Source organism: Streptosporangium sp. NPDC006930 (assembly GCF_040635605.1).
Taxonomy (GTDB): domain Bacteria; phylum Actinomycetota; class Actinomycetes; order Streptosporangiales; family Streptosporangiaceae; genus Streptosporangium.
Genome location: NZ_JBEYID010000020.1, coordinates 46,340 through 73,104, shown reverse-complemented (window position 1 = coordinate 73,104; position 26,765 = coordinate 46,340). Strand labels below are relative to the sequence as shown.

At 69.9% G+C, this 26,765-nt stretch carries 26 protein-coding genes; 19 read left to right on the top strand and 7 right to left on the bottom strand.

All coding sequences use genetic code 11. The features are described from left to right. Window positions 1-71 precede the first annotated feature (71 nt). From ABZ664_RS29540 to ABZ664_RS29510, 7 genes are all read left to right on the top strand, one after another. Window positions 72-644, top strand: coding sequence for a TetR family transcriptional regulator (locus ABZ664_RS29540; RefSeq protein WP_362516749.1), 573 nt, complete (start codon window positions 72-74; stop codon window positions 642-644). A gap of 227 nt (window positions 645-871) precedes the next feature. Beyond that, window positions 872-2,203 (top strand): AAA family ATPase, encoded by a 1,332-nt coding sequence (locus ABZ664_RS29535; protein ID WP_362516747.1) that lies wholly within the window; start codon window positions 872-874, stop codon window positions 2,201-2,203. After that, window positions 2,200-3,408, top strand: coding sequence for a tetratricopeptide repeat protein (locus tag ABZ664_RS29530; RefSeq protein WP_362516745.1), 1,209 nt, complete (start codon window positions 2,200-2,202; stop codon window positions 3,406-3,408). The genes ABZ664_RS29535 and ABZ664_RS29530 overlap by 4 nt, the downstream gene beginning before the upstream one ends. A 164-nt stretch (window positions 3,409-3,572) precedes the next feature. After that, the gene (locus ABZ664_RS29525) at window positions 3,573-4,712 is read left to right on the top strand and encodes an NAD(P)/FAD-dependent oxidoreductase (RefSeq protein ID WP_362516743.1); all 1,140 of its coding nucleotides are present in this window, start codon (window positions 3,573-3,575) and stop codon (window positions 4,710-4,712) included. Between the two features lie 266 nt (window positions 4,713-4,978). Beyond that, entirely contained in the window at window positions 4,979-5,161 is a 183-nt protein-coding gene (locus ABZ664_RS29520) for a hypothetical protein (protein WP_362516741.1), read from the top strand. A gap of 374 nt (window positions 5,162-5,535) precedes the next feature. Beyond that, complete coding sequence (locus ABZ664_RS29515) at window positions 5,536-5,922, top strand: YciI family protein (protein WP_362516739.1); 387 nt, start codon at window positions 5,536-5,538, stop codon at window positions 5,920-5,922. Then, a complete protein-coding gene (locus ABZ664_RS29510; RefSeq protein ID WP_362516737.1) occupies window positions 5,922-7,136 on the top strand; it encodes a DUF6596 domain-containing protein in 1,215 nt (404 codons plus the stop codon). The genes ABZ664_RS29515 and ABZ664_RS29510 overlap by 1 nt, the downstream gene beginning before the upstream one ends. Before the next feature lie 77 nt (window positions 7,137-7,213). Here ABZ664_RS29510 and ABZ664_RS29505 read toward each other — a convergent pair whose 3' ends face one another. After that, window positions 7,214-8,167, bottom strand: a complete 954-nt coding sequence (locus ABZ664_RS29505) for an NAD(P)-dependent alcohol dehydrogenase (RefSeq protein ID WP_362516735.1) — start codon at window positions 8,165-8,167, stop codon at window positions 7,214-7,216. Window positions 8,168-8,414: 247 nt separating this feature from the next. Between ABZ664_RS29505 and ABZ664_RS29500 the strand changes: the two genes are divergently transcribed. Both ABZ664_RS29500 and ABZ664_RS29495 read left to right on the top strand, forming a co-directional pair. Further along, the gene (locus ABZ664_RS29500; protein WP_362516733.1) at window positions 8,415-8,786 is read left to right on the top strand and encodes a VOC family protein; all 372 of its coding nucleotides are present in this window, start codon (window positions 8,415-8,417) and stop codon (window positions 8,784-8,786) included. A gap of 298 nt (window positions 8,787-9,084) precedes the next feature. Then, entirely contained in the window at window positions 9,085-10,638 is a 1,554-nt protein-coding gene (locus ABZ664_RS29495; protein ID WP_362516731.1) for an amidohydrolase family protein, read from the top strand. Between the two features lie 13 nt (window positions 10,639-10,651). On the opposite strand, the gene ABZ664_RS29490 is transcribed toward ABZ664_RS29495, so the two are convergent. Beyond that, the gene (locus ABZ664_RS29490; RefSeq protein WP_362516729.1) at window positions 10,652-11,632 is read right to left on the bottom strand and encodes a TetR/AcrR family transcriptional regulator C-terminal domain-containing protein; all 981 of its coding nucleotides are present in this window, start codon (window positions 11,630-11,632) and stop codon (window positions 10,652-10,654) included. 181 nt (window positions 11,633-11,813) lie between these two features. On the opposite strand from ABZ664_RS29490, the gene ABZ664_RS29485 reads away from it, so the two are divergent. Next, on the top strand, window positions 11,814-12,668 hold the full coding sequence (locus ABZ664_RS29485; protein ID WP_362516727.1) for an alpha/beta hydrolase: 855 nt from the start codon (window positions 11,814-11,816) through the stop codon (window positions 12,666-12,668). A gap of 108 nt (window positions 12,669-12,776) precedes the next feature. Here ABZ664_RS29485 and ABZ664_RS29480 read toward each other — a convergent pair whose 3' ends face one another. The 5 genes from ABZ664_RS29480 to ABZ664_RS29460 form a co-directional block, all read right to left on the bottom strand. Then, entirely contained in the window at window positions 12,777-13,322 is a 546-nt protein-coding gene (locus ABZ664_RS29480) for a MarR family transcriptional regulator (protein WP_362516725.1), read from the bottom strand. A gap of 503 nt (window positions 13,323-13,825) precedes the next feature. After that, window positions 13,826-14,155, bottom strand: coding sequence for a hypothetical protein (locus ABZ664_RS29475; RefSeq protein WP_362516723.1), 330 nt, complete (start codon window positions 14,153-14,155; stop codon window positions 13,826-13,828). Next, window positions 14,148-15,491 (bottom strand): MFS transporter, encoded by a 1,344-nt coding sequence (locus ABZ664_RS29470; RefSeq protein WP_362516721.1) that lies wholly within the window; start codon window positions 15,489-15,491, stop codon window positions 14,148-14,150. Before ABZ664_RS29470 ends, ABZ664_RS29475 begins: the two co-directional genes overlap by 8 nt. A gap of 601 nt (window positions 15,492-16,092) precedes the next feature. After that, window positions 16,093-16,941, bottom strand: a complete 849-nt coding sequence (locus tag ABZ664_RS29465) for an SDR family oxidoreductase (protein ID WP_362516719.1) — start codon at window positions 16,939-16,941, stop codon at window positions 16,093-16,095. A gap of 324 nt (window positions 16,942-17,265) precedes the next feature. Further along, a complete protein-coding gene (locus ABZ664_RS29460) occupies window positions 17,266-17,958 on the bottom strand; it encodes a FadR/GntR family transcriptional regulator (protein ID WP_362516717.1) in 693 nt (230 codons plus the stop codon). A 273-nt stretch (window positions 17,959-18,231) separates the two neighbouring features. On the opposite strand from ABZ664_RS29460, the gene ABZ664_RS29455 reads away from it, so the two are divergent. From ABZ664_RS29455 to ABZ664_RS29415, 9 genes are all read left to right on the top strand, one after another. Further along, complete coding sequence (locus ABZ664_RS29455; protein WP_362516714.1) at window positions 18,232-18,993, top strand: SDR family oxidoreductase; 762 nt, start codon at window positions 18,232-18,234, stop codon at window positions 18,991-18,993. 35 nt (window positions 18,994-19,028) lie between these two features. Beyond that, on the top strand, window positions 19,029-20,711 hold the full coding sequence (locus ABZ664_RS29450; protein WP_362516712.1) for an AMP-binding protein: 1,683 nt from the start codon (window positions 19,029-19,031) through the stop codon (window positions 20,709-20,711). Continuing rightward, the gene (locus ABZ664_RS29445; protein WP_362516710.1) at window positions 20,708-21,310 is read left to right on the top strand and encodes a hypothetical protein; all 603 of its coding nucleotides are present in this window, start codon (window positions 20,708-20,710) and stop codon (window positions 21,308-21,310) included. Before ABZ664_RS29450 ends, ABZ664_RS29445 begins: the two co-directional genes overlap by 4 nt. Next, the gene (locus tag ABZ664_RS29440; protein ID WP_362516708.1) at window positions 21,303-21,740 is read left to right on the top strand and encodes a MaoC family dehydratase; all 438 of its coding nucleotides are present in this window, start codon (window positions 21,303-21,305) and stop codon (window positions 21,738-21,740) included. The genes ABZ664_RS29445 and ABZ664_RS29440 overlap by 8 nt, the downstream gene beginning before the upstream one ends. Window positions 21,741-21,801: 61 nt before the next feature. Further along, entirely contained in the window at window positions 21,802-23,052 is a 1,251-nt protein-coding gene (locus tag ABZ664_RS29435; protein WP_362516706.1) for a CoA transferase, read from the top strand. Next, on the top strand, window positions 23,049-23,861 hold the full coding sequence (locus ABZ664_RS29430) for an enoyl-CoA hydratase-related protein (protein WP_362516704.1): 813 nt from the start codon (window positions 23,049-23,051) through the stop codon (window positions 23,859-23,861). The genes ABZ664_RS29435 and ABZ664_RS29430 overlap by 4 nt, the downstream gene beginning before the upstream one ends. After that, window positions 23,858-25,090: an acyl-CoA dehydrogenase family protein gene (locus ABZ664_RS29425; RefSeq protein ID WP_362516701.1), complete on the top strand. Its 1,233-nt coding sequence runs from the start codon at window positions 23,858-23,860 to the stop codon at window positions 25,088-25,090. Before ABZ664_RS29430 ends, ABZ664_RS29425 begins: the two co-directional genes overlap by 4 nt. Then, a complete protein-coding gene (locus ABZ664_RS29420) occupies window positions 25,087-25,839 on the top strand; it encodes a glucose 1-dehydrogenase (RefSeq protein ID WP_362516699.1) in 753 nt (250 codons plus the stop codon). The genes ABZ664_RS29425 and ABZ664_RS29420 overlap by 4 nt, the downstream gene beginning before the upstream one ends. A 37-nt stretch (window positions 25,840-25,876) precedes the next feature. Then, window positions 25,877-26,755: a 3-hydroxyacyl-CoA dehydrogenase family protein gene (locus ABZ664_RS29415; RefSeq protein WP_362516697.1), complete on the top strand. Its 879-nt coding sequence runs from the start codon at window positions 25,877-25,879 to the stop codon at window positions 26,753-26,755. Window positions 26,756-26,765: the final 10 nt, after the last annotated feature.

Here is a 26,765-nt window from a genome sequence, read left to right as displayed (position 1 = left end):
CCAATCAACTCCAAATATAGTACTCTACTTGTAGTGGTTGGAACGTAGTACTACAGATGGAGTGGTGTCAAGTGCGGAGGAATCCCGAGCGGCGGCAGGCGTTGATCGACGCGGCCATCGAGGTGCTGGCCAAGGAGGGGGCGCGGGGGCTGACCTTCCGGGCCGTCGACGCGGAGGCGGCCGTGCCCCCGGGCACGGCCTCCAACTACTTCGCCAACCGCGACGACCTGTTCACCCAGGCCGGCGGACGCATCTACGAGCGGTTGCTGCCCGACGAGGCCACGATGGCCCGCAGCCGGGAGGGTGTGCAGGACGCGACCCGCTATGCCGAGCTCATGCACGAACTGGTGGATCGGGTCTCCGCCTTCGACTCCGGCTACCTGGCCCTGCTCGAACTGCGGCTGGAATCCACCCGGCGCCCTGAGCTGCGCGCGGTGCTGACCAAGCGCATCCGCGAGGACATCGACGCCAACATCGGCCACCACGCCGCTTCGGGCCTGCCCGGTGACTCGACCTCGGCGGTGCTCCTCTACCTCGCCCTGAACTGGCTCATCGTGGAGCGGCTGACGCTGCCCGACATCTTCACCGAGCAGGAGGTCCGCGAGCTGGTGGACGCCGCCGTGCACAGATCGCTGAACGCCTGACCTGTGAGGCCGCCCGAGGGCTCCGGGAAACGATCGTCCCTTACGCGAGAAGTGATCTTCTGACTCTCCTGGTCCTCAGGCGCCGGTTGGCATTCGTCGATCGGAGGCGATGCGTCTCACCGAGGGGTCGCATCGGAGGGAGCGGGGGTGCGCGGTGCCGCCGGGTGCGAACCCGCATGGAATCATCGACAGGTGTTTCCAGTATTGGGGTGAAAGGCGGGCGTCTTGTGACCGATCGGGGAACGTTGGACGCACTGCGGCAGGCGGTGCAGGTGTCGCCGGACAATCTTCCGTTGCGGCGCCACCTGGCAGAACAGCTGCTGAGTGCGGGGTTGCTCATGGATGCCGAGGCCGAGTTCCGTGCCGCGCTCGCCCTGGTTCCCGGTGACGCCGAGTCGGCGACCGGGCTCGCCGAGGTGTTTCTCAGGCAGGGCAAGAGCGGTGCGGCCCTGGCGGCGCTCGAACGCGTCGCGGCCGGGCAGGGGCCGCCTCGGGCCGGGGTCATCGTGGCCAGGGCGCTGGCCGCGGAAGGGGATGTGGCGGCCGCACGACTGCGCTACCGGGAGGCCGTGGCACGGGACGTCTCGCTCGCCGATCCCGTGTTCGAGGCCGAGCTCGCGAACTCCGTGCCGAGCCCCATCCTCGACGAGGCGGTGGCGAACGTGGCGTCGCCCCTGAATCCGGGCGCCGACAGGCTGCGCACGAGCTTCGCGGACGTGGCCGGGATGGAGCAGGTCAAGCAGTCCCTGCGGATGAAACTGCTGCTGCCGGTCCAGCAGCCGGAGATGTTCGCCGCCTACGGCAGGCGTGCCGGCGGCGGGGTGCTGCTGTACGGGCCACCCGGCTGTGGGAAGACCCACCTGGCGCGGGCCGCCGCCGGAGAACTGGGCGCCGACTTCATCAGCGTCGGACTGTCGGACATCCTTGACATGTACGTCGGGTCCAGCGAACGCAACCTCCACGCGACGTTCGAGAGGGCCCGCCGCAACAGCCCGTGCGTGCTGTTCTTCGACGAGGTCGACGCGTTGGCGGCACGCCGCTCGGACATGGGCCAGGCGCACAACCGGCAGATCGTCAACCAGTTCCTCGCGGAGATGGACGGTGTGGAGGGCGGCGCCAACGAAGGGGTTCTGATCCTCGCGGCGACGAACGCCCCCTGGTACGTGGACGCGGCGTTCCGTCGTCCCGGTCGGTTCGACCAGCTGGTGTTCGTGCCGCCGCCGGACGCGGCGGCGCGGGCGGCCGTTCTGTCCCTGCTGTGCAGGAAGGCGCCGCTGGCCGAGGTGGACTTCCGGATGATCGCCGAGGCCACCGAGGGGTTCACCGGTGCCGACCTCAAGGGGGTGGTGGACCGGGCCGTGGAGGCCAAGCTCCAGGACGCGATACGCGTTGGCCGCCTCCTGCCGCTGTCCACCGCCGACCTGCTGGGCGCGGCCCGTTCGGTCCGCCCGACGGCGGTCGCCGAATGGATGGCCACGGCCCGCAACTACGTCACGTACTCCAACGAGAGCGGAGCCTGGGACGACCTGCTGCCCTGGATCGGCGGCAGGCGGCGATGACCTCCCAGGTCGACGCCCGGGTTCAGGCTCTGGCGGAGCGGGCGCGGATGCTGGTGATGCTGCGCCGCGGCCCCGACGCCGAGCGGGAGGCCCGTGCCGCGCTGGCCGAGGATCCGCAGAATCCGGCCGCGCATCTCATGCTCGCCCTCGCGCTTTTTCTCCAGAAGGACCTGGACGAGGCACTCGTGGAGGCGAACCGCGGGACCGGACTGATCCCCGATCACTGGTTCGGGCACTGGGTGGCCGGGCTGATCCTGAACAAAACCGGCCGGGAGCGCGAGGCGTTGGGGGCCTTCCAGAACGCGCTGGCACGTGGCCCGGACGAGCCGTTGATCTACGAACTGCTGGCCCGCACCCACTTCAACCTTCGCGAGTTCCCGGCCGCCGCCGGAGCCGCGGGCCATGGACTGCGGCTGGCACCGGAGGACGGCGGGCTCGCCCAGATCATGGGTATCGCCCTGGCCGAGCTCGGCGACGCGGACGGCGCACGCGAGCACGCCTCGCGGGCGATCCGGCTGGCCCCCGAGAGCGCGGACGCGCACCGTGCGTACGGGCTGGTCATGATGACGACCGGCGACCACAGGGCCGCCGCCGGCGCGTTCCGCGAGACACTCCGGCTCGCGCCCGAGTACGAGGAGGGCCGGAACCTGCTCCTGGAGGCCCTCAAACAGCGCAATCCGCTACGTCGTCTCGACGGTTGGCTCGCGTCTCTGCGTCTCCTCACCCGCCGACGGATCCTGCTGTGGCTCGCGCTGTGCCTGCTCGTCCCCTGGTTCGTCTACATGGTGCTGATCACACTGGCGACCTGGGTGAACTGGGTGGGCCAGGCCGTGACCACGCTGGTTCTGCACCGGGACCTTCGCGACCGGCAGTTGTTCGACACCGCCGAGGTGTGGGCCGCCCGGATCTCCGCGGGCCTCTTCTGCTGCGGGATCGTGCTGCTGGTCTCGGCCGCCGTGGCACAATCGCCCGGCACCGTGATGGCGGGTGTCGCCGTGCTCGGGCTGATCACGCCCGTCCAGGAGACGGCACGGCTCAGCGGGGTGCGCCGCCACGTTTTCGGCGGCATCACGGGCACGCTGGCCGCGACGCAGGCGGCCCTGATCCCGATGTCGTACTTCGGTCAGTCGCTGGTCCCGGTGCTGCTCGTCTTCTACGCCTGCCTGGCGTCCACCTGGGTCGCCAACCTCCTGCACCCGCGCTGACCCGGCTGGACCGGGGCACACCGGCGGATGTGCTCGGTGCCGGCCGGGGCGGAGGGCGCGGCTCTCTCGGCAGGGGAGCCGAGTGTGGCGACGGTGTGAAGGTATGGGGCAGGTAGCGTGCAAATCGTCGTATGGCTGAGGCACCGCCCTTACCGTCGCGAAGTATGCGAACAGTGGATGTACTGGTCGTGGGTGCGGGCCTGGCCGGTCTGCGCACAGCCCGCCTGCTCGCGCGCCGGGACCTGAACGTGCTGGTGGTCGACCGTCGAGGATCGTTGTCGGCCGGGATCCGCACGACGGGGATCTTCGTGCGCCGCACCCTCGACGACTTCGACATCCCCGATCACCTGCTCGGGCCGGGGATCCGGGACGTGCTGCTGTATCCGCCGTCGCGGCGGGCACCGATCCGGTTCACCAGTGACCGGGACGAGTATCGCGTGGCCGACATGGCGGCCGTCTACGAGCACGCGCGCGGCGCGGCGGAGTCGGCCGGGGCACGGGTCCTCCTGGGCGTACGGTACGTCGACGCGTCGAGGGGGTTCGTGCGGTTGGAGGGCGCGGAGCCGGTGAGGACCCGGTTCGTCGTCGGCGCGGACGGTGCCCGCTCCCGGGTGGCCCGTGATCTCGGTCTCGATGTCAACCGGCGCTTTCTCGTCGGCGCCGAGATCGTCCACCCGATCGCGTCGGGCACGGCCACCCCGACGTTCCACTGCGTGCTGGACCCCCGGATCGCTCCGGGGTATCTGGGATGGGTGATCGACGATGGCCGGCACGCGCATGTCGGTGTCGCGGGCTACCCGAACGCGATGCGCGCCGGTATCCGCCACCTGCTGGACGCCTTCGTCGCGGACGCGCCCGGCCACGTGGCGCCGGTCGGGCCGGTCGAGCGTCGAGGTGGTCCGATCCCGGTCGGCGGGGTACTGCGGCGGCTGGCATGTCCCGCCGGGCTGCTCGTCGGGGACGCGGCGGGCGCGGTGTCACCGCTCACGGCCGGTGGGCTGGACCCTTGCCTGCGCATGTCCGAGCTGGCCGCGGCGGTCACCGCCGGATACCTGCGTACCGGCGACCAACGCGTGCTGAGCCGGTACGACGGGGGCGCGTTGCGAAACCGGTTTCTGGGCCGGTTGTCGCTGCGCCGCGTGTTCGCCGGTATCCGGTCCCCCGCCGCGGCGGAGGCGGCGGTGACCGTGCTGCGCGGTCGCGCCGGTCGCGCCCTGGCGGCGCGGATCCTGTTCGGCGACGGCTCGTTTCCCGACATCGACCAACGACTCGCGGACCCGGTGGCCGACCACCCCCGCCGGTGACGGCGCGGGCCCGGCCGCCGTCCCGTGGCGGGAAGATCGGCCGGCAGCCGGGTCAGGCGTCAGGGGTGTCGAGGATCCGGCAGAGTCCGGTCAGCCACCGGTGCCGTTCGAAGAGGCTTCGGCAGTGATCGATCACATGATCATTGTGCCGGAGGTCGAGTGGCAGGGGGAGGTACGACCGTTGTCGCCCGGTGAGGCGGCCGAGTTCGACACGTCCTTGCCGCACCAACGGCAGGCAAGCTCTGGTCGCGGGCGGATCCGGCGTCATGCTCGTGCCCACACTGGTGCGGGGCGCCGTACACCCGGGGGTGGTGAGAAGATCGACCGCGCCTTCGCTCCCTTCCCGCCGGTTGTACGCGGCCTCCCTGGCGCCGCCTTTCCGCCTCCCTGCCGTGACCGCACTGCTGGACGTGATCGCCCGCGTGAGCCGCGAGCGGATCCCGGCCTGATCGACCGGACCAGGGGTAACGAGGATGTCGGAGGTTGAGCGGTCATCGGCGCGGAACTCGGTCTCCGGCGGTTGGCCTTTCAGAGGGCCATCCCGTGGATTCCGCCACGCCGGCCCAACCTCGCACATCCATATTCGGGTGACTGACCCGATCAGGCAGAGCAGGAATTGCTTCCTTTGAGGGCCCCGTGTCCCGGGTGAACATCGACTCTCCGCTGATCCCGTCGGTCACCCATTCTGGGCTCGAGGGCCGGTCTGACAGGATCGTCTGCGTCGCGGCGAGAGATTTCTCCGGGACGGTGTCGATTGGCGGGCCGCTCGTTCGACGTGTGGTGCGAGGGCCGAGAGGCGGTCCCGCCGGACGAGGAGAACGCGATGTCGAAATACCTGCTGATCATGCGAGGCACCGATGAGACGAACGCGGCCATGATGGCTGATCTCGACGAGATGATGGCCATGACCCACCGGTTCATCGAGGACATGATGAAGGCCGAGGTTCTCGTCGCGGCCGAAGGGTTGGACGATCCGGGTCAGGGTGTCGTGGTCGACTTCAGCGGCGAGGCTCCGGTGGTCACGGACGGACCGTACGGCGAGACCAGGGAACTGTTCGGCGGCTACTTCCTACTCGACGTCGCTACGAAACAGGAGGCGGTCGAGTGGGCCAGGCGGGTCCCGGCGGTCCGCGGGTCCAAGATCGAGGTCCGGCGGGTGGCCGAGGTCGACGAGGCTCCGCTGGGCAGCGAGAGCAACGGCCGGATCTGATGGGTACGGCCGACGTCGAGGCCGTCTGGCGGATCGAGTCGGCCCGGATCGTCGCCGCGTTGACCCGGCTCACCGGCGATTTCGGGTTGGCCGAGGACGCGACCCAGGAGGCGGTCGCTGAGGCGCTGGTGTCGTGGTCGCGTGTCTCTCCGGCCAATCCGGCCGGCTGGCTGATGGCCACGGCCCGGCGGCGGGCGATCGACGCGATCCGCCGCCGGACCGCCCTCCAGGACCGATACGCCCTGTTGGCGGCAGCCCCTGCGGTCGACCAAGAGGTCGATCCCGACAAGATCGGCGACGATGTTCTGGCGCTGATGTTCATCGGCTGCCACCCGGTGCTCTCTCGCGAGGCCCAGGTGGCGCTGACCCTGCGCGTGGTCGGTGGCCTGTCCAGCGAAGAGATCGCTCGCGCGTTCCTGGTACCCGTCCCGACCGTGCAGGCCCGCATCACCCGGGGCAAGAAGGCGATCGCGGCGGCACGGGTGCCGTTCGAGTTGCCACCGGCCGACAAGCGCCGGGAACGGCTGGGCGGAGTGCTCAGCGTCCTCTACGTGATCTTCACCGAGGGGTCGACGGCCACATCGGGTGACCGGCTGCTGCGCCCTGACATCGCGCACGAGGCGATCCGGCTGGCCCGCACGCTGGCCGCGCTACAGCCCGAGGAGCCGGAGGTGCACGGCCTGCTCGCGTTGTGCGAGCTGACGGCCGCACGCTTCCCGGCCCGGACCGGCCCGGACGGCACGCCGGTCCTGCTCGGGGACCAGGACCGGAGGCTGTGGGACTTCTCGGCGATCCGCCGAGGGCTGGCCGCGCTGGCCAAGGCATCGTCCTGCGGCCTCGGTCCCTATGGCCTGCAGGCCGCGATCGCCGCCGCCCACGCGTCGGCGCCCTCGGTCGAGGCGACCGACTGGGACCGGATCGTGCTGCTTTACGAGGCGCTCGGCCGGGTCGCGCCCTCGCCGGTGGTCGAACTCAACCGGGCCGTTGCCGTGGCCATGGCCTCGGGGCCGACGCAGGCCCTGGCCATCGTGGACGAGCTGATCGCCTCGGACCGGCTGCCCGGTTCGCATCTGGTTCCGACCGTACGCGGGGAACTGCTGGCCCGCCTCGACCGACGACCGGAGGCGCGCGCTGAGCTGGAGCTGGCCGCCCGCCTGTGCGCCAACCAGTGCGAACGCTCGGTGTTGCTGCGCAAGGCGGCCGCGCTGGACTGACTTCCCCAACGCGGCCGACGCGGATCCGAGTGGTGGGACTCAGCTCCTCGGCCGGCTTCCCAAGACGCGCCGCGGGGTCAATCGACCGTGATGACGAGCTTCCCCGGCGCGTTGCCCGCGGCCAGGTCGCTCACCGCGGTGGAGGTCTCCGCCAGGGGGTACGTGCGCCCGACGGCCGGTCGCACGGCCCCGGCCTCGATGAGGTCGCGCAGCGTGTCCAGGTCGGCGGTGCGGGTCAGCGCGATCAGCGCGTCCAGGCGTTGGCGCGTGAACGGTGTGATCAGCCGGACGGCCAGCATCCGGCCGAGCCCGCCGAACCACCGGCCGCCGCCCTCGCCGCCGACGATGACGAGCCGGCCGCGCTCGGTGAGCAGCCCGCGCAGCAGGGGCAGCGGTCGGATGCCCGCGATGTCGATGATCAGGTCGTACGTTCCGGTGAGCGGCTCGCGCGTGTAGTCGATGACGGCCCGGGCGCCCAGCGACCGGACGAGATCGGCCTTGGCCGTGCTGCACACGGCGGTGACGTGGGCGCCGGCGGCGGTCGCGAGTTGCGTCGCGAAGCTGCCCACTCCGCCGCCCGCGCCGATGACCAGCACCTTCTCGCCGGTGGTGACCTGGCCGAGGGCCCGCAACGCGGTCACCCCCGACACGGGTACGGCCGCCGCTTCGGTGAAGCTCAGGTTGGCGGGTTTGCGGGCGAGCTTGCCCGGGCGGGCGAGTGCGAACTGCGCGTACGCGCCGGTCGCCTCGCCGTACACCTCGTCGCCGGGGCGAAACGCGGTCACGTCGGCGCCGACGGACTCCACGACGCCGGCCACGTCCATGCCCGGCACGCGGTTGCGGGGTCGACGCAGGCCGAGGCCGGGGCGAGCGATGAGCGGCAGCCCGGTCATGATGTGCCACACGCCGTAGTCGACGCCGGCCGCGTGCACCCGGATCAGCACATCGTCGGCGCCGGGCGTCGGGGTCGGGACCTCGCCGAGGCTCAGCATGTGCGGCGGGCCGTACTCGTCCTGGACGATCGCCCTCATAGGGGGTCTCCTTCGGTGTCGGGGGAACCGGAAGACGTCATCGAGTCCGCCCCGGAACACCCGGGCGATGCAGATGTAAAACAAAGCTGACATTGCTTAATGTAAAAGGTCGCGGACATCATGTCAAAGTTTATTTACAGGTGCGGTCGCTGTCGCGGTGGCGTGCGCTGTTCGGCACGCGGGTCCGACACCCGCTCATGCCGATGAGGGATAGCGGTCGTCACCGGCGTGCTGGCATGCTGTCGGTATGATCGGACGCCTCGAAAAGACCGTGATCGACTGCCCCGATCCGCGCGCTCTCGCGGAGTTCTACTGCCAGGTGCTGGGGATGAGGATCAACGAGGACGCCGACGGCTGGGTGGTCATCGGCGCGGAACCGGGCCTTCGGCAGGTGGCCTTCCAGCGGGCCGTCCCGTGGATTCCACCACGCTGGCCCGACCCCGCGCATCCCCAGCAGATGCACCTCGACATTCGGGTGACCGACCCCGATCAGGCCGAGCGGGAATTACTCGCCCTGGGCGCCACCCGTGTCCCGAACGAACACGAGTCGGTCTTTCGCGTCTTCACCGATCCCGTCGGTCACCCGTTCTGCATCGTCTTCGGTCGGTCGGTGCTTTGACGGCATAGTCGCTGATCATGATGACCAGCCGCTGCCGGCCGGCGCAGTGGCATTCCTCACCTTGGCGGTCGCCCTCGATCTCCTGCACCGTTACGACATCACCCTGATCGACCACCGAGTGATCCAGCGGGCTTGGACACCATCACGGCTGGAAGGACAGGGAAGATCATTCGGGCGACCACGCCGCGGAACGGGCACGGTAGGGCCCGCCCTACCTGTGATGACCTGCCTCCTTCATCGTGCACACGGCGCGACTCCAGAAAGCTGGTGAAAACCAACGGGGGCAGGGAGTTGCACGATGAAGAGGGATGTTTCCCGGCGAAGTGTGATCGCTGGGGCGGCTGTGACCGCGGTCGGGGCGCTGGTAGGGGGCGGCCGGACCGCGCAGGCGAGCACGGGAGCGGTCGGGGGCGCGGCGGGTAAGGTCACCGCCGTCGTACGGGTGACGGTCATCGACGCGACGGGACGACCGGCGGCCCGTGACATGACGGTACTGGTGCGGGGTGAGCGCATCGTCGCGGTGGGCCCGGTCCGGTCGGTGCCCGTTCCGGCGGGGGCGACCGTGGTGGACGGCACGGGTAAGTTCCTCATTCCCGGCCTTGTGGACATGCATGTGCACTCGACGGAACTGGAGCGCACCTATCCGCCGCTCTACCTCGCCAACGGCGTCACCACCGTGCGGGAGATGAGCGCGAACCCGGCGATCAGTTCCTGGCGGCGTGAGGTGGAGGCCGGTACCCGTCTGGGTCCCCGGTACGTGATCGGCAGCCGCATGATCGACGGTGCGCCGTCGCTGTGGGAGGGGATCGGGCCGCCCTTCGTCAGCGTGGCCGGTCCGGAGCAGGCCCGTGCCGCGGTACGGCAGGAGAAGGCGGCGGGCGCCGACTTCATCAAGACCTACACGCGGCTCAGCCGGGCGTCCTTTCTCGCCCTGGCCGACGAGGCGCGCAGACAGCGGATTCCCATCCTCGGCCATGTGCCGGATTTCGTCCGCTTCACCGAGGCGAGCGACGCCGGGCTGCGGACGATCGAACACCTGTCGGCGGTCTGGTACAACACCTCTGACCAGGAGCGGAAGTTGCGTCAGGCGATCGCCGCGGTGCCGATCGGACCGGGGGAGTACGCCGGCTGGTACAACCGAATGCATCCCGTAGAGTACGCCGCCGCGCGCAGCTACGATCGGCGCAAGGCCGCCCGCGTCTTCGACCGCCTGGCGCGCAACCAGACCCGGTTGACGCCGACGCTGACCAACCACCGGGTCGTCGACACACCGTCGAGTGTGCGCACCGATGATCCGCGTCACCGCTATTTCCCCGCTCAGATACGGCAGTTGTGGGAGATGACCATGCGGGAGGTGTATCTGAAAGACCGTCCTGCGGAGCAGGCCGCGTCACGCAGGGAGCTTTTCGAACGCCGGCTGCGGCTGGTCGCCGAACTCGATCGCGCCGGGGTGCCGCTGCTGGCGGGCACCGATACCGGCACCTCGTATGTGATGCCCGGTTTCGGCCTGCACGACGAGCTGGAGCTGCTGTCCCAGGCGGGGCTCAGCGGCATGAGCATCCTGCGGGCGGCGACCCTGGAACCGGCGAGGCAGCTCGGGCTGCGTGACCACGGAACCGTCGAGCGCGGAAAGGTGGCGGACATGGTGCTGCTGGACGCCGACCCGCTGCGCGACATCCGCAACACGACGCGCATCAACGCGGTGTTCGTTCGAGGCCGGTTGATCGATCGCGCACAGCGGCAGCGCATGCTGGACGACGTGATCACGGCGGCTCGGGAGCCCGTCCCGGCCGCGGCGCGGGTGGCCGGCTGCGCCTGTCATCCCAGCGCTTCACACGCGCTTCATCACTGAACATCCCAGCGCTTCACACGCGCTTCATCACCGGACGTTCTCCACCTTCCCGGGCCGCGCGTCGGTTCGCCCGCCCGAGCTCGCGGCGGTGGGCGTCGATGCCGTCGAGCAGGCGTTGCAACCCGTACTCGAAGACCGCGTCCAGGTCGAAGTCAAACGGTTTCCGTACGACGTAACCGAGTCCGGGGTTGCCGGTGGACGTCCACCGGCGCAGGCCGTCCTGGAGGTTCATCCAGTCGTCCGCCGACATCCCGGTGTCCTCTTCCGCCTGCGTCTCCGTGAGACGGACGAGTGCCATGCCGCGTACGTGCCCGAACAGGTTGATGTGCGTGCACAGCATGTCGTGCGCGTCGAATCCCATCGTGCGCAGTGTGCTGAGCGACCACTCGGCGATCGGCAGCACGTTGGGCATGAGTTGCGGGCGGCTCAGCGAGAACACCTCGGCGGCCCACGGGTGGCGGCCGAAGACGGTCCAGAACAGGTGCGCGGCCGCTTCGAGGCGTCGTCGCCAGGCGGTTGTCGGGATGTCGGGCAGCCTGGCGCCGGCGAACACGCTGTCGGCCATCCGCAGCGTCAGGTCGTTCCTGTTCGGGACGTGGCGGTAGAGCGCCATCGTGGAGACGTCCAGGGCGACGGCCACCCGCCGCATCGTGACGAGCGGCAGCCCGTCGGTGTCGGCGATCCGTACGGCGGCCTCGACGATCTCGCGCCGGGTCAGCCCGGGGCGCCGTGCCCGCTCGCCGGTGGACGGGCCGGTCCTCCCGGTCGCCGGCTCGTCTCGCCGCCGGACGACGGTCCCGCGGCCCGGGATCGTCTCGACCAGGCCCGCCTCGCGCAGGGCGCCGAGGACCTTGGTGGCGGTGGCCATCGCGACCCCACGGTCCCGGACGATCTGCCGGGTGGACGGCACCGGCCGGCCTTCCGCCAGTCGTCCGCTCCGGATGTCGTCGGCGATCTCATCGGCGATGCGCAGATAGAGCGGTCGGTCTGTCATGACTCTCCAGTGCACTAGTGCGGTCGTGAGTCGGCGGATCGCCGTACTACCCCGTTGTCCTGCGACAACATGCGAAGTGCACTAGCTCGCGGCAGTGCGAGGTGGTGGGATTTCTTCGCTGCTGCGTACATTGTAAGCACTGCTTGGGACGGGTCCGGGCGACGAGAGAAACGAGAACACCATGCCTGATCTGGACACTCGGTCGGTGACCTCGGCGGACGGCACGCCCGTCGAATACCTCGGCGTGGGGTGTGGGCCCGATGTCATCGTGGTCCCCGGAGCGCTCGCGGTGGCGTCCGACCTCGCCGTCTTCGCCGGACTCCTGGCGGCCCGGCACACCGTGCACATCGTGCAGCGGCGTGGCCGTGGCGGCAGCGGCCCGCAGGGTGATCGGTACGGCATCGCGCGGGAGTGCGAGGACATCGAGGCGGTACGCGCACGAACCGGTGCGCGGCTGATCTTCGGGCACAGCTTCGGTGGACTGGTGGCCCTGCGAGCCGCGTGCGAGACCTCGGCGTTCGACGCGGTCGCCGTCTACGAGCCCGGAGTGTCGGTCGACGGGTCGGTCCCGGTCGACTGGATCGAACGAGCGCGCCATGAGATCTCCGAAGGTGCGGACTTCGAGGCGTTCGTCACCTTCGTTCGCGGGGTCAACCCTGATCAGACCGGACGCCTTCCACGCGGGCTTCTCCGGATCATCCTGCGGTACGCGATTCCCCGCGCGGAGCTGCGGCAGAACCTTGCGCTCATGCCCCAGGCGATCAGCGAGCACGCCGAGGTGGGACGACTCGACGGCCGGCTGGCCGACTACCGCGAGATCTCCGCGACCGCCCTGATCATGCGAGGCAAGGGGCGTGACACCGCTCGGCAGGGCGTCGCCCTCGCCCGATTGGCCGAGACGATTCCGCGCTCCGAGACCGCGACGTTCCGTACGCTCGACCACTTCGCGCCGGAGAAGAAGCCCGGCGAGATCGCGGATGCCGTCCTGCGGTTCTTCGCCGCGTACGTCCGGCCGGGTGTCCAGGCCGAAGGGTGACCCGTGGCTTCGGGGGAGCCGGGCGCACCGCCCGCGTCGCCGCCTGCGGAGAGAACGCCGCCTACAGAGAGAACGTCGCCTGCGACGGGAACGCCGCCTGGCCGGGGGTTATGGCGCGATCGGAGCCGAGGGGGGCGTGCGGCCCTTGCGGGAGGCGGCGGAACGGGGTGGCTGGGCGCGCAGGTGGTCTCGGACGCGGGTCATGATGTCGCCGAGGTGGTGCAGGTCGTCGTTCGCCAGGGGGTCGAAGAGCAGGCGGACGACCTGGATGTGGCCGGGCAGGACACGTTCGACGAGAGCCCGGCCGTCGCCGGTGATGGCGACCAGGGTGGCGCGCTCGTCGTCGGGGCTGGGACCGCGGGTGATGAGGCCGGCCTTCTCCAGCAGGCCGGCCTGGTAGGTCAGGCCGCTGCGGCTGTAGACGACGCCGTCGGCCAGCTCGGTCATGGTCAACGGGCCGTCGTGATGGGCGAGGCGGGCCAGCACCTGGAACTGAACGTAGCTGATGCCGCCCTCGGCGCGTAGCTGCTGCTCGACCTGGTGCTGAAGCAGGCTGACAGCCTCCATGAGCACGAAGTACGCGCCCAGCTGGGCGGGATCGAGCGGCTGGACGTCCTCGGTTCCCGCACCGGCCTCCGGCTGGCTGTCGTTCATGTCCTCACGCTACATGTTGCGAATTCGAAGCAGTGTGACGGTCGTCACACCCCTGAGGGTATCGCTTTGAATTCGAAGCGAGTTACCGTTCTTCCGGTGTTTCGACCTCGGTCCGCAACCTGTCCTCACAGGACGGCCGGTGGGTGAAACCGTCCGCGTCCCCTGACCCGCGAAGTGGCTGTCGGTGCTGCTGGTGGAACCGTACCGGGCCAACCGGTCCCGCGGCGATCATCGGGCCGCTCCGGCGGAAGACGAACCGCCGCTCGAAGACGTCCGGACACCGCGTCGCGGATCGATGCGGGTGACAACAACACTGAAAAGCCCTGCGAGATCCCGTCCGATCAGGCGATCGGACGGGATCTCGTCGTTTCCGAAATCCCGATGCGCCGGATCGACCGGGTGCGGGAAAGCGGAGGCCCGGGGCGGTCTTCGCCGCCCCGGGCCTCCGACTCGGTCCGCCCGCACCGGCCGACAGGCGGCCGCGGGCGTTCATCCGAGGTGGTTCACCGCTTCGCGCCCGCCGGTTCGAGGATCTCCCGCGTGCGCACGACCCCTTCCGGCCACCGGGCGTCGAAGTCGTCGAGCAGCGGTTGGAGCGTCGGGGACCCGACCATCCGTACCAGGGAGTCGAGGTCGTCGAACTCGTACTCGGCGAAGTGGACACCGGGGCTGGTCACGCTCCAGCAGCGTCGTCCCGACCTGGCCCCGAGCGTCTTGATCACCAGTGGGAGGTGGTCGGTCTCGTACCAGTGGTCGAAGTCGTCACGCAGATCGTCACGAACCTCGGCTCGCACCAGGAACACTCCCGGCTTCGCGGTGCCGATCTCAGACATTGTTCAGGTCCTCCTCCTCGTGGGACAGCCCACGACGCGTGAACAGGATCGTGAGGAACGCGATGATCGAGATGGCCGCGGCGAACAACGAGATCGGGATCGTGCTGTCGTAGCTGTCCATCAGCGCGACGGCGAGCGCCGGCGTGATGCCTCCACCGATGACGGCCGCGATGGTGTACCCGAACGAGATGCCGGTGTAGCGGACCTGCGTTCCGAACAGTTCGGCGAGCCAGGTGCTCATCGGGCCGTAGAGCAACCCGAGGAAGATCAGGCCGACCGAGAAGCCGATGCCCGCGAACAGGGGGTTGCCGGTGGCGATCAGGGGGAACAGCGCGAACACCCAGACGGCGAAGCCGATGACGCCGATGAGCATCGGAGGCTTGCGGCCGACCTTGTCCGAGATGTGGCCGGAAATCATGATCGCGCTGAAGTAGAAGACGGACGCGATCAGGACCATCACCAAACCGGCCGTCGCACTGAAGCCCACCTCGTTACGGGCGTACGACAGGGCGAAGATGATGGACAGGTAGTAGCCGGCGTGGATGCCGAGCGAGGCGCCGATGGAGGAGAGGACGCTGCGCGGGTAGCGCTTGAACATCTCCATGAGGGGGATCTTGACGACCTCCGTGGTCTTCGACTGCTCGACGACCTCCTTGAACGCCTGCGACTCCTCGAGTGACAGGCGGATGTACAGGCCGACGATGACCATGATGGCGCTCAACAGGAACGGGATGCGCCAGCCCCACGAGTTGAAGGCGTCCTCCGGCATGAACGCCGAGGTGAGGGCGATCAGTCCTGCGGCGAGGATGTATCCGATCGGTGAGGCGCTGCCCATCCAGGCTCCGAAGAAGCCGCGACGCTTGGCCGCCCCTTCGTGCTCGACCACCATCAGCACCGCACCGCCGTACTCGCCGCCCAGTGCCAGACCCTGGATCAGGCGGAGCGTGACGAGGAGGATCGGGGCCGCGATCCCGATCGAGGCGTAGGTGGGGAGCAGGCCGATGGCGAACGTGCCGATGCCCATCATGAGCAGCGCGAGGACCAGCATCTTCTTGCGGCCGTACTTGTCGCCGAAGTGGCCGAACACGATGCCGCCGAAGGGCCGCGCGACGAACGCGACGCCGAACGTCGCCAGGGAGAGCAGTGTGCTGGTGAGCGGGTTGTCCGAGGGGAAGAAGAGCGGCCCGAGAACCAGCGCGGCCATGGCGCCGAAAAGATTGAAGTCGAACCACTCGATCACGGTGCCGACCATGGAGGCGGTGGTGACTTTGCGGATGGAGTTCTTGCTGGCTTGGGGGGCGCCCTTGTTGGTGGCGGCGACAGCGTCTTGTGTCATACCGGATTCCTAATGTTCGACATTCGACCTGATGGACGGACGATACCGGTGGGTCGTGATGAAGGCAACAGTCTTATTTGTCGTGCTCACCGGCTCGCCTCGGCCGAAGTGAGGGGATCGGCCGGGTTTTCCGGTGATGAATCGGGGTGTCATGCCCCCTGCGGCAGGCACCCCTTGTGGGGGTGTTCGGTGTCGTGCGGCCGGGGTTGTGGTGGCCTGACCGGCGTCGCGTGTCGGCGGCGGGGTGGGCCGCCGGAGGTGGCCCTGGACGGTGTCTTCGGCTTCGGGGTGCCCGGGAGGGCTTCGGGGTGCCCGGGAGAGAAGGCCGAGGCGAGGAGTCGTGATCGCCGGGGGCGTGCCCCCGCCACGTGCCGGTCGGTAGCCGGGAAAGTGTGGCGGGTGCCTAATCTGGCCGGCGGCCAGGGAGGCAGGCGCCTGGCTCTGTCTGGTCGCCGATCCGGAGGCGCTCTGGGTGTTCGGCCGGGGGCTCTCTGTGAAAGTCCCAGGTCGTGGAACTTTACCGCATGGTTTCCGGTTAACGTTCGTTACGAAATGTGATTGATTCGTAACGTTCGAGCACGGTGTGGCGGTGCCGTCGCCGCTATCGCCGAGCCTCCGTGGAACGCAGGCGATCCGCGAAGAGCGCGGGCTGGGGGGCCGAATGGCCGCCGTACTGATCCGCGTGACGCTGCACATGCATCAGCGGGGCGGACAGGAACCCGCCGTCGACCACCAGTTCCTGGCCGTTGACGAACGCGGCGGCGTCGCTCGCCAGGTAGGCGACCACGCTCGCGATGTCGGACGCGCCGCCGATGCGGCGCACCGGGGTGAGCTGGGTGCGCAACGCGAGCAGATCGGGGTCGGCGTAGTGGGCCGCCGACATCTCCGTGCGCACGAACCCGGGACTCACCGCGTTCGCCCGCACTCCCAGCGGGCCCCACTCCACGGCGGTATGTCGCGTCAGTGCGACCAGGCCCGCCTTGGAGACGCCGTAGGTGGGGGAGGTGTTCGGCGAGTGCGCCCCCACCGAGGCGATGTTCACGACGGCGCCGCGGCCATTGTCGATCATGAGACGGCCCAGCTCGCGAGTGCAGAGCATCGCGGCCGTCAGGTTCACCGCGATCGTCTCGTTCCACGCCGCCGTGGAGAGCGACGCCAACGGCCCGGGGGTGCCCAGGATGCCGGCGTTGTTCACCAGCACGTGGCAGGTCCCGAACCTGCCGGCCGTCGCCTCCGCGAGGCCGACGACGTCCTCCTCGTCGGTCAGATCCCCGGCGTGGACCATGACGCGGTCGGGGAGGCCGAGCCGCAGGGAGACCTCCTCCAGGCGGCCGGCGTCCCGATCCGTGAGCACCACGCTCGCGCCGGCTTCGAGGAACTCGCCCGCGATCGAGCGTCCCAGACCTCCCGCCGCACCGGTCACGACCACTACCTGCCCCTCGAAACCCATCGTGCACTCCCTGCGTCGGCTATTTAAGGACTAGCCGATTATTGTCGGACAGTTCGGAGTGCGGCAAGGGGGAGAGGACTGCGACGTGTTCTCGGCCGCGCGGGCCGGAGTCGGGATGCGCCGAATCGCCGTACGGGCCGGGGGTTGGGGGCGCCGGGTCGGAGGCGCTCCGTGCGGGCCGGAGTCAGGGGCGCCCTCAAGGAGACGCCCCGTGTGGGCCCGAAGTCAGGGGCGCACGATCGAAGAGACGCCCCGTGCGGGCCCGAAATCAGGGTCGCACGGGGGTGAACGGTGCTCGTGCGGGCCGGAGCCGGAGGCGCCGGGTCAGATGCGCTCCGCCGCGGCCACGCGGTGAGCCTGCAGGTAGCGAAGGTGCGTCACCATGGCGTTCTGGGCCGCGTCCTCGTCGCCCGCCTCGATCGCCTTCACGATCTGCAGGTGCTGGAGCACGGTCTCGGCGCCGACCTGCTCGGAGAGATCGAGGAACCGCACGGGCATCGTCTGCTCGTGCAGGGCCTGGACGAAGGAGCCCAGCACTCGGTTGCCGGAAGCGCGGGCGACAGCGGAATGGAAGTCGACGTCGAGCTGGGGCACGGACGGGTCCGTCACGCGGACCGACTTCTGACGCTCGATGATCTTGTGCATCTGGGCGAGGTCCTCCGCGTTGCGGTGGCCGGCGGCGAGCCGGACCGCGGGGACCTCAAGGTATTCGCGCACCGACTGCACCTCGTCGGCCCCGATGCTGCCGAGGCTGAGCAGGTTCTTCATGGACTCCGACAGCATCTCGCTGAGTGCCTCGTGGTCCACGGCCCGGACGAAGCTGCCGCCCCCCGCTCCGGGGACCTTCTCGATGAAGTTCTGCGTCGACAGCGAGCGCAGCGCCTCGCGCACCGTCGTCCTGCTCACCTCGAACTGACGTGCGAGCTCGGTCTCGGAGGGGAGACGCTCGCCGCGCTTGAGCTCGCCGTCGAGGATCGCCCGACGGATGCGGTCCTCCACCTGCTGGCGCGGGCGCACGACCGCCTGCCCAAGAGCACGGGGCTCACCAAAGGTCTCCAATGTGGGCCTCTCGTTTCCGGGGGGTTGACAAGTGTCCTACATCAGTCAACCGCCGAACCAGAAGTCTACTGGCTTCCCAGGGCGGCAGTATGTCGTAGCTACTACCGGATGGTACTTGCCTATGTGATGAATGTTCGACATTATGCGTACTCGGCACCGCTTCGCGGACATGGTCGACTCGTTCCCGAGAGAGGGCGGCAAAGACGCCCCCGCGCGATGAGGAGCAACAGCATGTCGGGTTTCCCGGATCTGGCCGGACGAAGGGCCGTCGTCACGGGTGCCAGCAGGGGGATAGGCCGGGCGATCGCGCGAGCGCTGGCAGCGGCCGGCGCGACGGTCGCGATCGGCGGCCGGGACTCCGCGGCACTGAGCGCGGTGGCCGACGAGATCGCCGCCCAGGGGGGCAACGCCCACCCACGCGTCGTCGACGTCTCCGATCACGACTCCATTGAACGCTTCGTCGCGGAGGCGGTGGACGGCCTCGGCGGGCTGGATCTCCTGGTCAACTGCGCGGGGGTGCTCGCCTCGGGCTCTCTCCTGGACGCCGGTGACGAGCCGTGGGACGCGGTGTGGAAAACGAACGTCCTCGGCACGGTGCGGGTGACACGCGCCGCGGGGGCCTTCCTCACCGCCCAGGGCTCAGGGCGGGTCGTGAACGTCGCCTCGAACTACGCGTTCAAAGGGGTGAGCGGGCACGCCGCCTACTGCGCGTCGAAGGCGGCCGTCGTCTCGTTCACACGTAGCATGGCGGTCGAGTGGGCGCGCCACGGCGTCCAGGTCAACGCCATCGCCCCCGGGTTCATCGCGACAGACCTCAACGCGAGCATCCGCGCGGACCCCGAACAGAGCGCCCGTGTGACGAGGGCCGTGCCCGCGCGCCGGTTCGGGACGGTCGACGACGTCGTGGCCGCGATGGGACCACTGTGCGACCCCCGCAGCACGTTTCTCACCGGAGCCGTGCTGACCGTCGACGGAGGAGAGACCGCGCGCTGAGCGGTCGAGCAACACCAACCAATGAGGAGCGCATCGTGAGTTCGCAGAACACACCCGCCGCGGGCGAGCACCCGGGCATCCGCCCGGACAGCAGGCTGACCCGGGATCTCGCGACCACCTACGAGTCCAGCGGCCAGTGGACCTCACAGACGCTGACCTCCCTGCTCGCCGACGCGGCCGTCGCACACCCGGAGCTGACCGCGGCGGTCGACTCCGCAGGCCCGGGGGGAAGCCGCCGCGCGATGACCTACGCCGAGCTCGACGCCTACGTCACCGATCTCGCCGTGGGCCTGCGGGCCCGGGGAGTCTCCGAGGGTGACTCCGTCGTGGTCATGCTGCCGAACTGCATCGAGTTCGCCGCACTCATCTTCGCCATCAACCGCGCCGGCGCCGTCTACACCGGTATCCCGGTCGCCTACGGCACCAAGGAGGTCAGCCACATCCTCGCCTCGACCGGCGCGAAGGTGGTGGTGACGCAGGAACGGGTCGCGAGCGCCACCCCGCTGGAGGTCGTGCGAGCCTCGTACGGAGAGGTGGCGCCGCTGGTCGTCGTGCGTGGCGACTCGGGCAGGGGCGAGGGCGAGATCGCGCTCGGGGATCTGGCCGCCCCGTCCGCCGCCGGCGCGCGACTCCCCGCCGTGGACCCTCGTGCCCTGTGCCACATCGGTTTCACCTCCGGTACGACGGGCGCTCCCAAGGGGGTGATGAACACCAACCAGACCCTGATCGCGGTGCTCAGGAACTGGCTGGCCTACTTCGGGGCGGAGAACCTCGGCGCCCCGGTGGTGAACGCCGTGGTCTCACCCGTCGGCCACCACAGCGGCTTCCTGTGGGGAGTCCTGATGACCGCCTACCTCAGGGGGACGGCCGTCTACCTGGAGAAGTGGAGCCCGGCGACGGCCGCGACCTTCCTGCGCGAGGAAGGGGCCACGGTGTTCTTCGGTGCCCCGACGTTCCTCCAGGACCTGCTCACCACAGATCTCGTCGGTGACCCGCGCTGCGCGCTGCGCGCCGTCATCACGACGGGATCGCCGGTCCCGCGTGCGCTCCCCGGTGCCGGGCGCAGTGCCTTCGGCTGCTGGGTGGGCTCCGCATGGGGAATGACCGAGATCGGGATCGGGGTTTCCTGCCGACCCGGTATGTCCGACCCTGAGCTCGCGAGCGACGGCCGGGCGGTGCCCGGCGTCGGAGTCCGCATCGTCGGGACGGACGGCGAGCCCGTGGCCGCCAACACGCCGGGACGGATGCAGGTTCGCAGCGCGGGACTCTTCCTGGGTTACCAGGGCCTGCCCGACAGGACCCGCGAGGAGATCGACGCGGAGGGCTGGTTCGACACCGGCGACACCGCCCGCATCGACGAGAACCAGCTGGTCTACCTCGAAGGGCGCAGCAAGGACATCGTCATCCGCGGTGGGGAGAACATCCCCGTGGTCGCGGTGGAAAGCGTGCTCTACACCCACCCCGATGTCGTCGACGTGGCCGTCGTCGGCGTTCCCGACGAGCGTCTCGGCGAGCGGGCCTGCGCCGTGGTGCACTCCCGCACCGATGATCTGACCCTCGACGAGCTCAACCGGCACCTGCTCGACAACGGCGTGTCCAGGCACTTCCTGCCGGAGCGCCTGGTGCTGGTGCCGAGCCTGCCCAAGACGCCCAGCGGGAAGATCCGCAAGGTCGAGCTCCGTCAGCGGCTGGCACTGGTGGAGACGGCGCCCCAATGACAGGGACCTGGGATCCCGCTCCGGTGCTCGCCCGGCTCACCGCGCTGCGTGAGCGCCAGGAGTCGTGGCGGACCCGCGAGATCATCGAGCCCGCCGACGCGCTCGGCCACGCCCGCCTCTGCGACGTTCCGGCCGGCCGATCCGTTTTCGGTGACCGCGAAAAGGAAGCGGTGGCCGGCGGCACCCCGCCGCCGGACGGCCCCGACGTCGGCGACCACGGCGGGGAAGGCCTCGCCGATGTCGGCGACCACGACGGGGAGGACCGCGCCGATGTCGGTGACCGTGGCAGGGAAGATCTCACCGGCGGCATTCGGGAGGTGCCGCCCGGCCTGTCCGTCGCTCTCACGATGCGCGCCGTACTCGGCGTACTGCACGATCACCGCCTCGACCTGCCGTTCGACCACAACGTCCACGCGGCGCAGGCCCTGACGTGGCACGCGCCCATCACGGTGGGCGCCTCGATCGAGACCCGAGCCTGGATCGGCCGTATCAAGGAGGGCGCGCGTGCCGTCTTCTTCGATGTGGAGACCGAGTCCTTCACCGAAGACGGCCGGATGTGCCTGCGCGGCACCAGCACCCAGGCTCTGCGTCATGGGTGAGGCCTCCGTGCCCGTGGGTGAGGTCCCCGTACCCGCCCCTCTCGTGTGGGAGCCGGCCGCCGACGTACCTCGCGACTACGCGCGGGTCTCCAGGGACCACAGTGCCGTGCACCTCGACGAGGCGGTGGCGAGCCGCGTCGGCCTGCCCGGTGTGATCCTGCACGGCATGTACGTCTACGGATACGTGGCCACCTATCTCGGGCGCCACGCGGACGGTCACGGAGGCCGCCTCGCCTCGTTCGAGTGCCGGTTCCAGGCGCCGATGCTGCCCGGAGCGCCCATCCGGGTGCGGTTCGAGCGTGGCGACACCCGGGAGTCCGTACGCGTCGAGGCCCGCCAGTCGGACCGTCCGGTCCTGTCCGGGGTCGCCGTCCTGGCGTCGGCTCTGGTGTCGGACCTGGTGTCGGCCGGACCGTCCGACACCTCCTGAGCTCGATGAGGACAAAGCAGACGGTGTTGACCAATCGGTAAATGTCCAACATTATTAGTAGGTGATTTCATTGGACACCAGCAGTGGGCCTGTGGACGAGCCGTCGGGGCCTCTCGACGGCGTGCGCGTGGTCGACATGACCACCTCCTACGCCGGCCCCACCGCCGCGATGTACCTCGCCGACCTCGGCGCGACAGTGATCAAGGTGGAACGCCCCGGCAGCGGGGACGACGCCAGGTCCTGGGGCCCGCCGTTCGTCGACGGGGTCTCGGCGTGGTTCGCCTCCGCCAATCGCAACAAGCGGTCGGTCGTCCTCAACCTCAGCGCGCCCGAGGGCCGCGAGGTGCTCCTGCGGCTGCTCGACACCGCGGACGTCTTCCTGCAGAACATGAACCCCGCGAAGCTCAGCCGCATCGGGATCGACGGTGAGACCCTCCGGCGCCGCAACCCCCGGTTGGTGTACTGCGCCATGTCCGGGTTCGGCCTCACTGGTCCCGACAGCGACCTGCCCGGATACGACCTCGTCGCCCAGGCGCGGTCCGGGCTGATGTCGGTCACCGGGGAGAAGGGCGGGGCACCCCAGCGCGTCTCGACCGCGCTCTCCGACGTGGCGACGGGGATGGCCGCGGCGATCGCCGTCAACGCGGCACTGGTCCGTCAGTGCCGTACCGGACAGGGCGATGCCATCGACGTGTCCCTGCTCGACACCGACCTCGCCCTGATGGCGCCGCGTGTCGCCGCGTTCCTCGCCGGCGAGCCGGAGCCGGCGCCCAGCGGCGGCACCGATTCGGTCCTCGCCATGTACCAGCCCTTCGAGGCCGCCGACCGGACCATCGTGATCGCGATCGGCAACGACTCCATGTGGCAGCGGTTCTGCGGTGCCATCGAGCTTCCCGAGCTGGGTGCCGATCCGGGGCTGTCGGACAACGCGAGCCGTCGTGCCGACCGCTCACGAATCACCGAACTGGTCGCGCGACGACTCGCCACGCGGCCCGCCGCGGAGTGGCTCCGGCTCCTCGCCGACGTCGAGGTGCCGGCCGCGCTGGTGCAGACCCTCTCCGAGGTCACGAAGGACCCCCAGGTCGTGGCGCGTGGCGCGATCCTTCCCGTCCCGGGGGGCCACGACGACCTCGTCAGCGTTCGCAGCCCGTTCCGCCTCGCCTCGCAGGAGAAACCGCGCAACGAGCGGTTCCCCGCGCTGGGGGCGGACACCCGGACGACCCTGCTGGATCTGGGATACACACAGGAGCAGATCGACGAGCTCGCGGCAGCGCGCGTCATCGGTCTGGAGACAGCGGAGGTCGCGTCATGACCCCGTCCGAGACCGTCCTCGTCGAGCGGACCGGCCCGGTCACGATCGTGACCATCAACCGGCCGGAGGCGTACAACGCGCTCAACGCCGAGGTCCTGTCCCGGCTGCGTGCCGCGGTCCTCGACGCCGACGCCGACCCTGCGGTCCGCGCCGTCGTCGTCACCGGGAGCGGAGATAAGGCGTTCTGCGCCGGCGCCGACCTCAAGGAACTCGCCGGGATGAGCGCGGACCGCGCCCACGAGACGCTCCGCACCGGACAGCGGGTCCTGCGGGACATCGAACGGGCGACCGTACCCGTGATCGCGGCGGTCAACGGCGTCGCGCTCGGCGGCGGCTTCGAGTTCGTGCTCGCCTCGACGTTCCCGGTCCTGTCGACCGGGGCCTCCCTCGGGCTGCCCGAGTCCGGGCTCGGTCTGACCCCCGGTTACGGCGGCACACAGCGGCTGCCCCGCGTGATCGGCGCCCCCGCGGCCGCGCATCTCATGCTCACCGGGGCGCGGCTGGACGCGCAACGCGCCCACCAGCTGGGGCTCACCCCGATCCCTCCCGTCGCCCCCGCCGACCTCATGGCCACCGCGACGGCACTCGCGGAGAAGATCGCCGCCCAGGGGCCGATCGCGGTCCGCTCCATCCTCACCGCCCTCGAATGCGGCCGGGACGCCGGGCTCGACGCCGGACTCCAGATGGAGACCGGTTTGGCGGCACTCGCCGTCGCCGGCGCCGAGTCCGACGAGGGGATCACCGCCTTCCTGGAGCGGCGCCCGCCCCGGTTCACCGGCCCCGCGTCCCCACCAGGGGAGTCCGCGTGAGCCCGGAACGACTGGAACGACTCGACCTCGACACCGACCCGAAGGCGTACCTGGCCCTTCACGAGCGGCTCGACGAACCCGTCGTCGACGCCGCGCTGAGCGGCAGGGAGCTGGAGGTGCGCGCCCTCACCCGAGACGTCGTCTCCCGCGAGGTGGCGCCGCGAGCCCACGACGTCGACCGCACCCACGCCTTCGCCCACGACAGCGTCCAGGCGCTCGCCCGGGCGGGCCTGATGGGTCTGATCTTCCCGGAGAGCCTGGGGGGAACCGGAGACACCAACGTCGCCTACGCCGTCGCGATGGAGGAGATCACCGCGGGCTGCGCCGCCACGTCCCTGGTGTTCATGACGCAGACCCACGCGGCGTACCCCATCATGATCGCCGGAAGCGACGACCTGGCACGGCGTTACGTTCCCGGCCTGCTCGACGGATCGGCGTACGGGGCGCTCGGCATCACCGAGCCGAACGCCGGCAGCGACGTGTCCGGCCTGCGCACCACCGCTCAGCCCGTCGGGGACGGCTACCGGCTCAACGGTTCCAAGACCTTCATCACCACCGGTGACAGGGCCGGCGTGATCGTCTGCTTCGCGACCACCGACAAGTCCCTCGGCCGCGACGGCGTCAGCGCCTTCGTCGTCGACGGCGGCTGGGACGGCGTCCGTCCCGGCCGGCCGTTCGACAAGATGGGCATGCACGGCTCAAGCACCGCCGAACTCTTCTTCGACGACGTGCGCGTCCCGGCCGACCACCGCCTGGGCGCGGAAGGCGAAGGCTGGCGGGTGGTCATGAACTCGGTCGTGAAGTCACGGATCAGCGCGGCGGCGCAGGGCGTCGGGCTGGCCCGAGCCGCCTACGCGCGCACGCTCGCCATCCTGACCAGGACGCACGGGACGCGCCTGCCGGACGAGCACGTCTTCGCGCTGGCCGACCTGCGCGGACGTATCCTGCAGGGCAGGCTGCTCCTGCACGCGGTGGCCCGCCAAGCGGACGCCGCCGGCGACATCTCGACCGGGCAGATCGGGATGATGAAGCAGTCGTGCACCGACCTGGGCTTCGCCGCGGCGGTCGAGGCCACCCGGATCCTGGGTCCCTACGGCGACCTCGCGGTCCTGGGCGTCGAACGCTGCCTGCGCGACGCCAAGGTGACCCAGATCTACGACGGCACGAACGAGATCCAGCGGATCCTGATCGGCCGCGAGATCACCCGCTCGATGAAGGGAGTGACATGAGCGACCTGCAGGGCAAGGTCGCGATCGTCACGGGAGCCGGTCGCGGGCTCGGCCGCTCGATGGCGGCGGCGCTCGTCGACGCCGGAGCCTCGGTGACGGTCGCGGCACGCACCGCCGCGGAGCTCGACACGTTCGTCGAGGAGGCCGGTGACGCCGGAGGCCGGGCGCTCGCCTGCCCGACCGACATCACCGACGAGGCGGCGGTGGAACGCATGGTCGCGGCGACCGTGGAGACCTTCGGGCGCGTCGACGTGCTCGTCAACAACTCCGGGATCGTCGCGTCCACGCCGTTGCTCGACCAGTCGGCCGCCGAGTGGGACCGCGTCGTGGCGACCAACCTGCGCGGCACCTTCCTCGCCACCCGGGCGGCCGGCCGGCACATGGTGGCCCAGGGGGCGGGCAAGGTCATCAACATCGCCTCCAACTTCGCGCTCCAGGGCGTCGCCGACCACGCCGCCTACTCGGCCTCCAAGGCGGCCGTGATCGGGTTCACCCGCTCGATGGCGATCGAGTGGGCGCGCTCGGGAGTGCAGGTCAACGCGATCGCGCCGGGATACTTCGCCACCCCGCTCAACGCGGGGATGCGCGAGGACGCCGACGTCCTGGCGAAGGTCGTGCGAACCATCCCGGCACGTCGCATCGGCGAGCCGGACGAGCTCAGGCCGTGGCTGCTGCTGCTCGCCGGTAGCGCCTCGGACTTCATGACCGGAGAGGTCATCGTCATCGACGGCGGCCAGAGTGTCCGATGACCGGCCACAGCCACAGCCACAGCGAGGAGGAGACCCCGTGAGGAACGAGAGCAAGACCGTCGCCGTGCTCGGCGCCGGCACCATGGGCTCCGGCATAGCCATCGTGATGGCGCGAGCCGGGCACCGGACCATCCTCTTCGACGTCGACGAGAACAACCTCAAACGCGGCATCGAGACCGTGCACGGCTTCTTCGACAAGGGCGTCCGGCTCGGCAAGATGGACGCCGGAGCGGCGCAGAAGGCGAAGGACGCCCTCGTGGGCAGCACCGACCTCACCGACCTGGCGCCCTGCGACGTGGTGGTCGAGGCGGTCTTCGAGGACCTGCGGGTGAAGAAGGAGATGTTCGGCCGCCTCGACGAGATCGTGTCGGACTCGACGCTGTTCCACACCAACACCTCGACGCTCTCGGTCACCGGCATCGCGTCCGGGTCGCGCCTGCCGGAACGGGTCGTCGGCACCCACTACTGCAACCCCGCGCCGCTGATGAAACTCGTCGAGGTGGCCGACGGACGGCACACCGCCGGCTGGGCGCACAAGGCGACCGAGGAGTTCCTCGGCTCCCTCGGCAAGGTGAGCGTCGTCACCAAGGACAGCCCCGGGTTCATCGTGAACAGGTTCCTCATCCCGTGGGAGAACTCGTGCATCCGGGCGCTTGAGGCGGGCGTGGCCACCAAGGAGGACATCGACGCCGCGGTGCTCGGTGCCGTCGGCCACCCCATGGGCCCCTTCCGGCTGCTCGACATCGTCGGCCTCGACATCCACCAGCAGGTCGCGACGCGGCTGTACGAGCAACTGCGCGACCCGCGCTTCTTCCCGCCGCCGATGGTCGAGCGGATGGTCGCGGCCGGCGACCTCGGCCGCAAGACCGGTCGCGGCTTCTACGAGTACGACGACACCCGGCTCTTCGGATCCTGAAGGAGGCAGA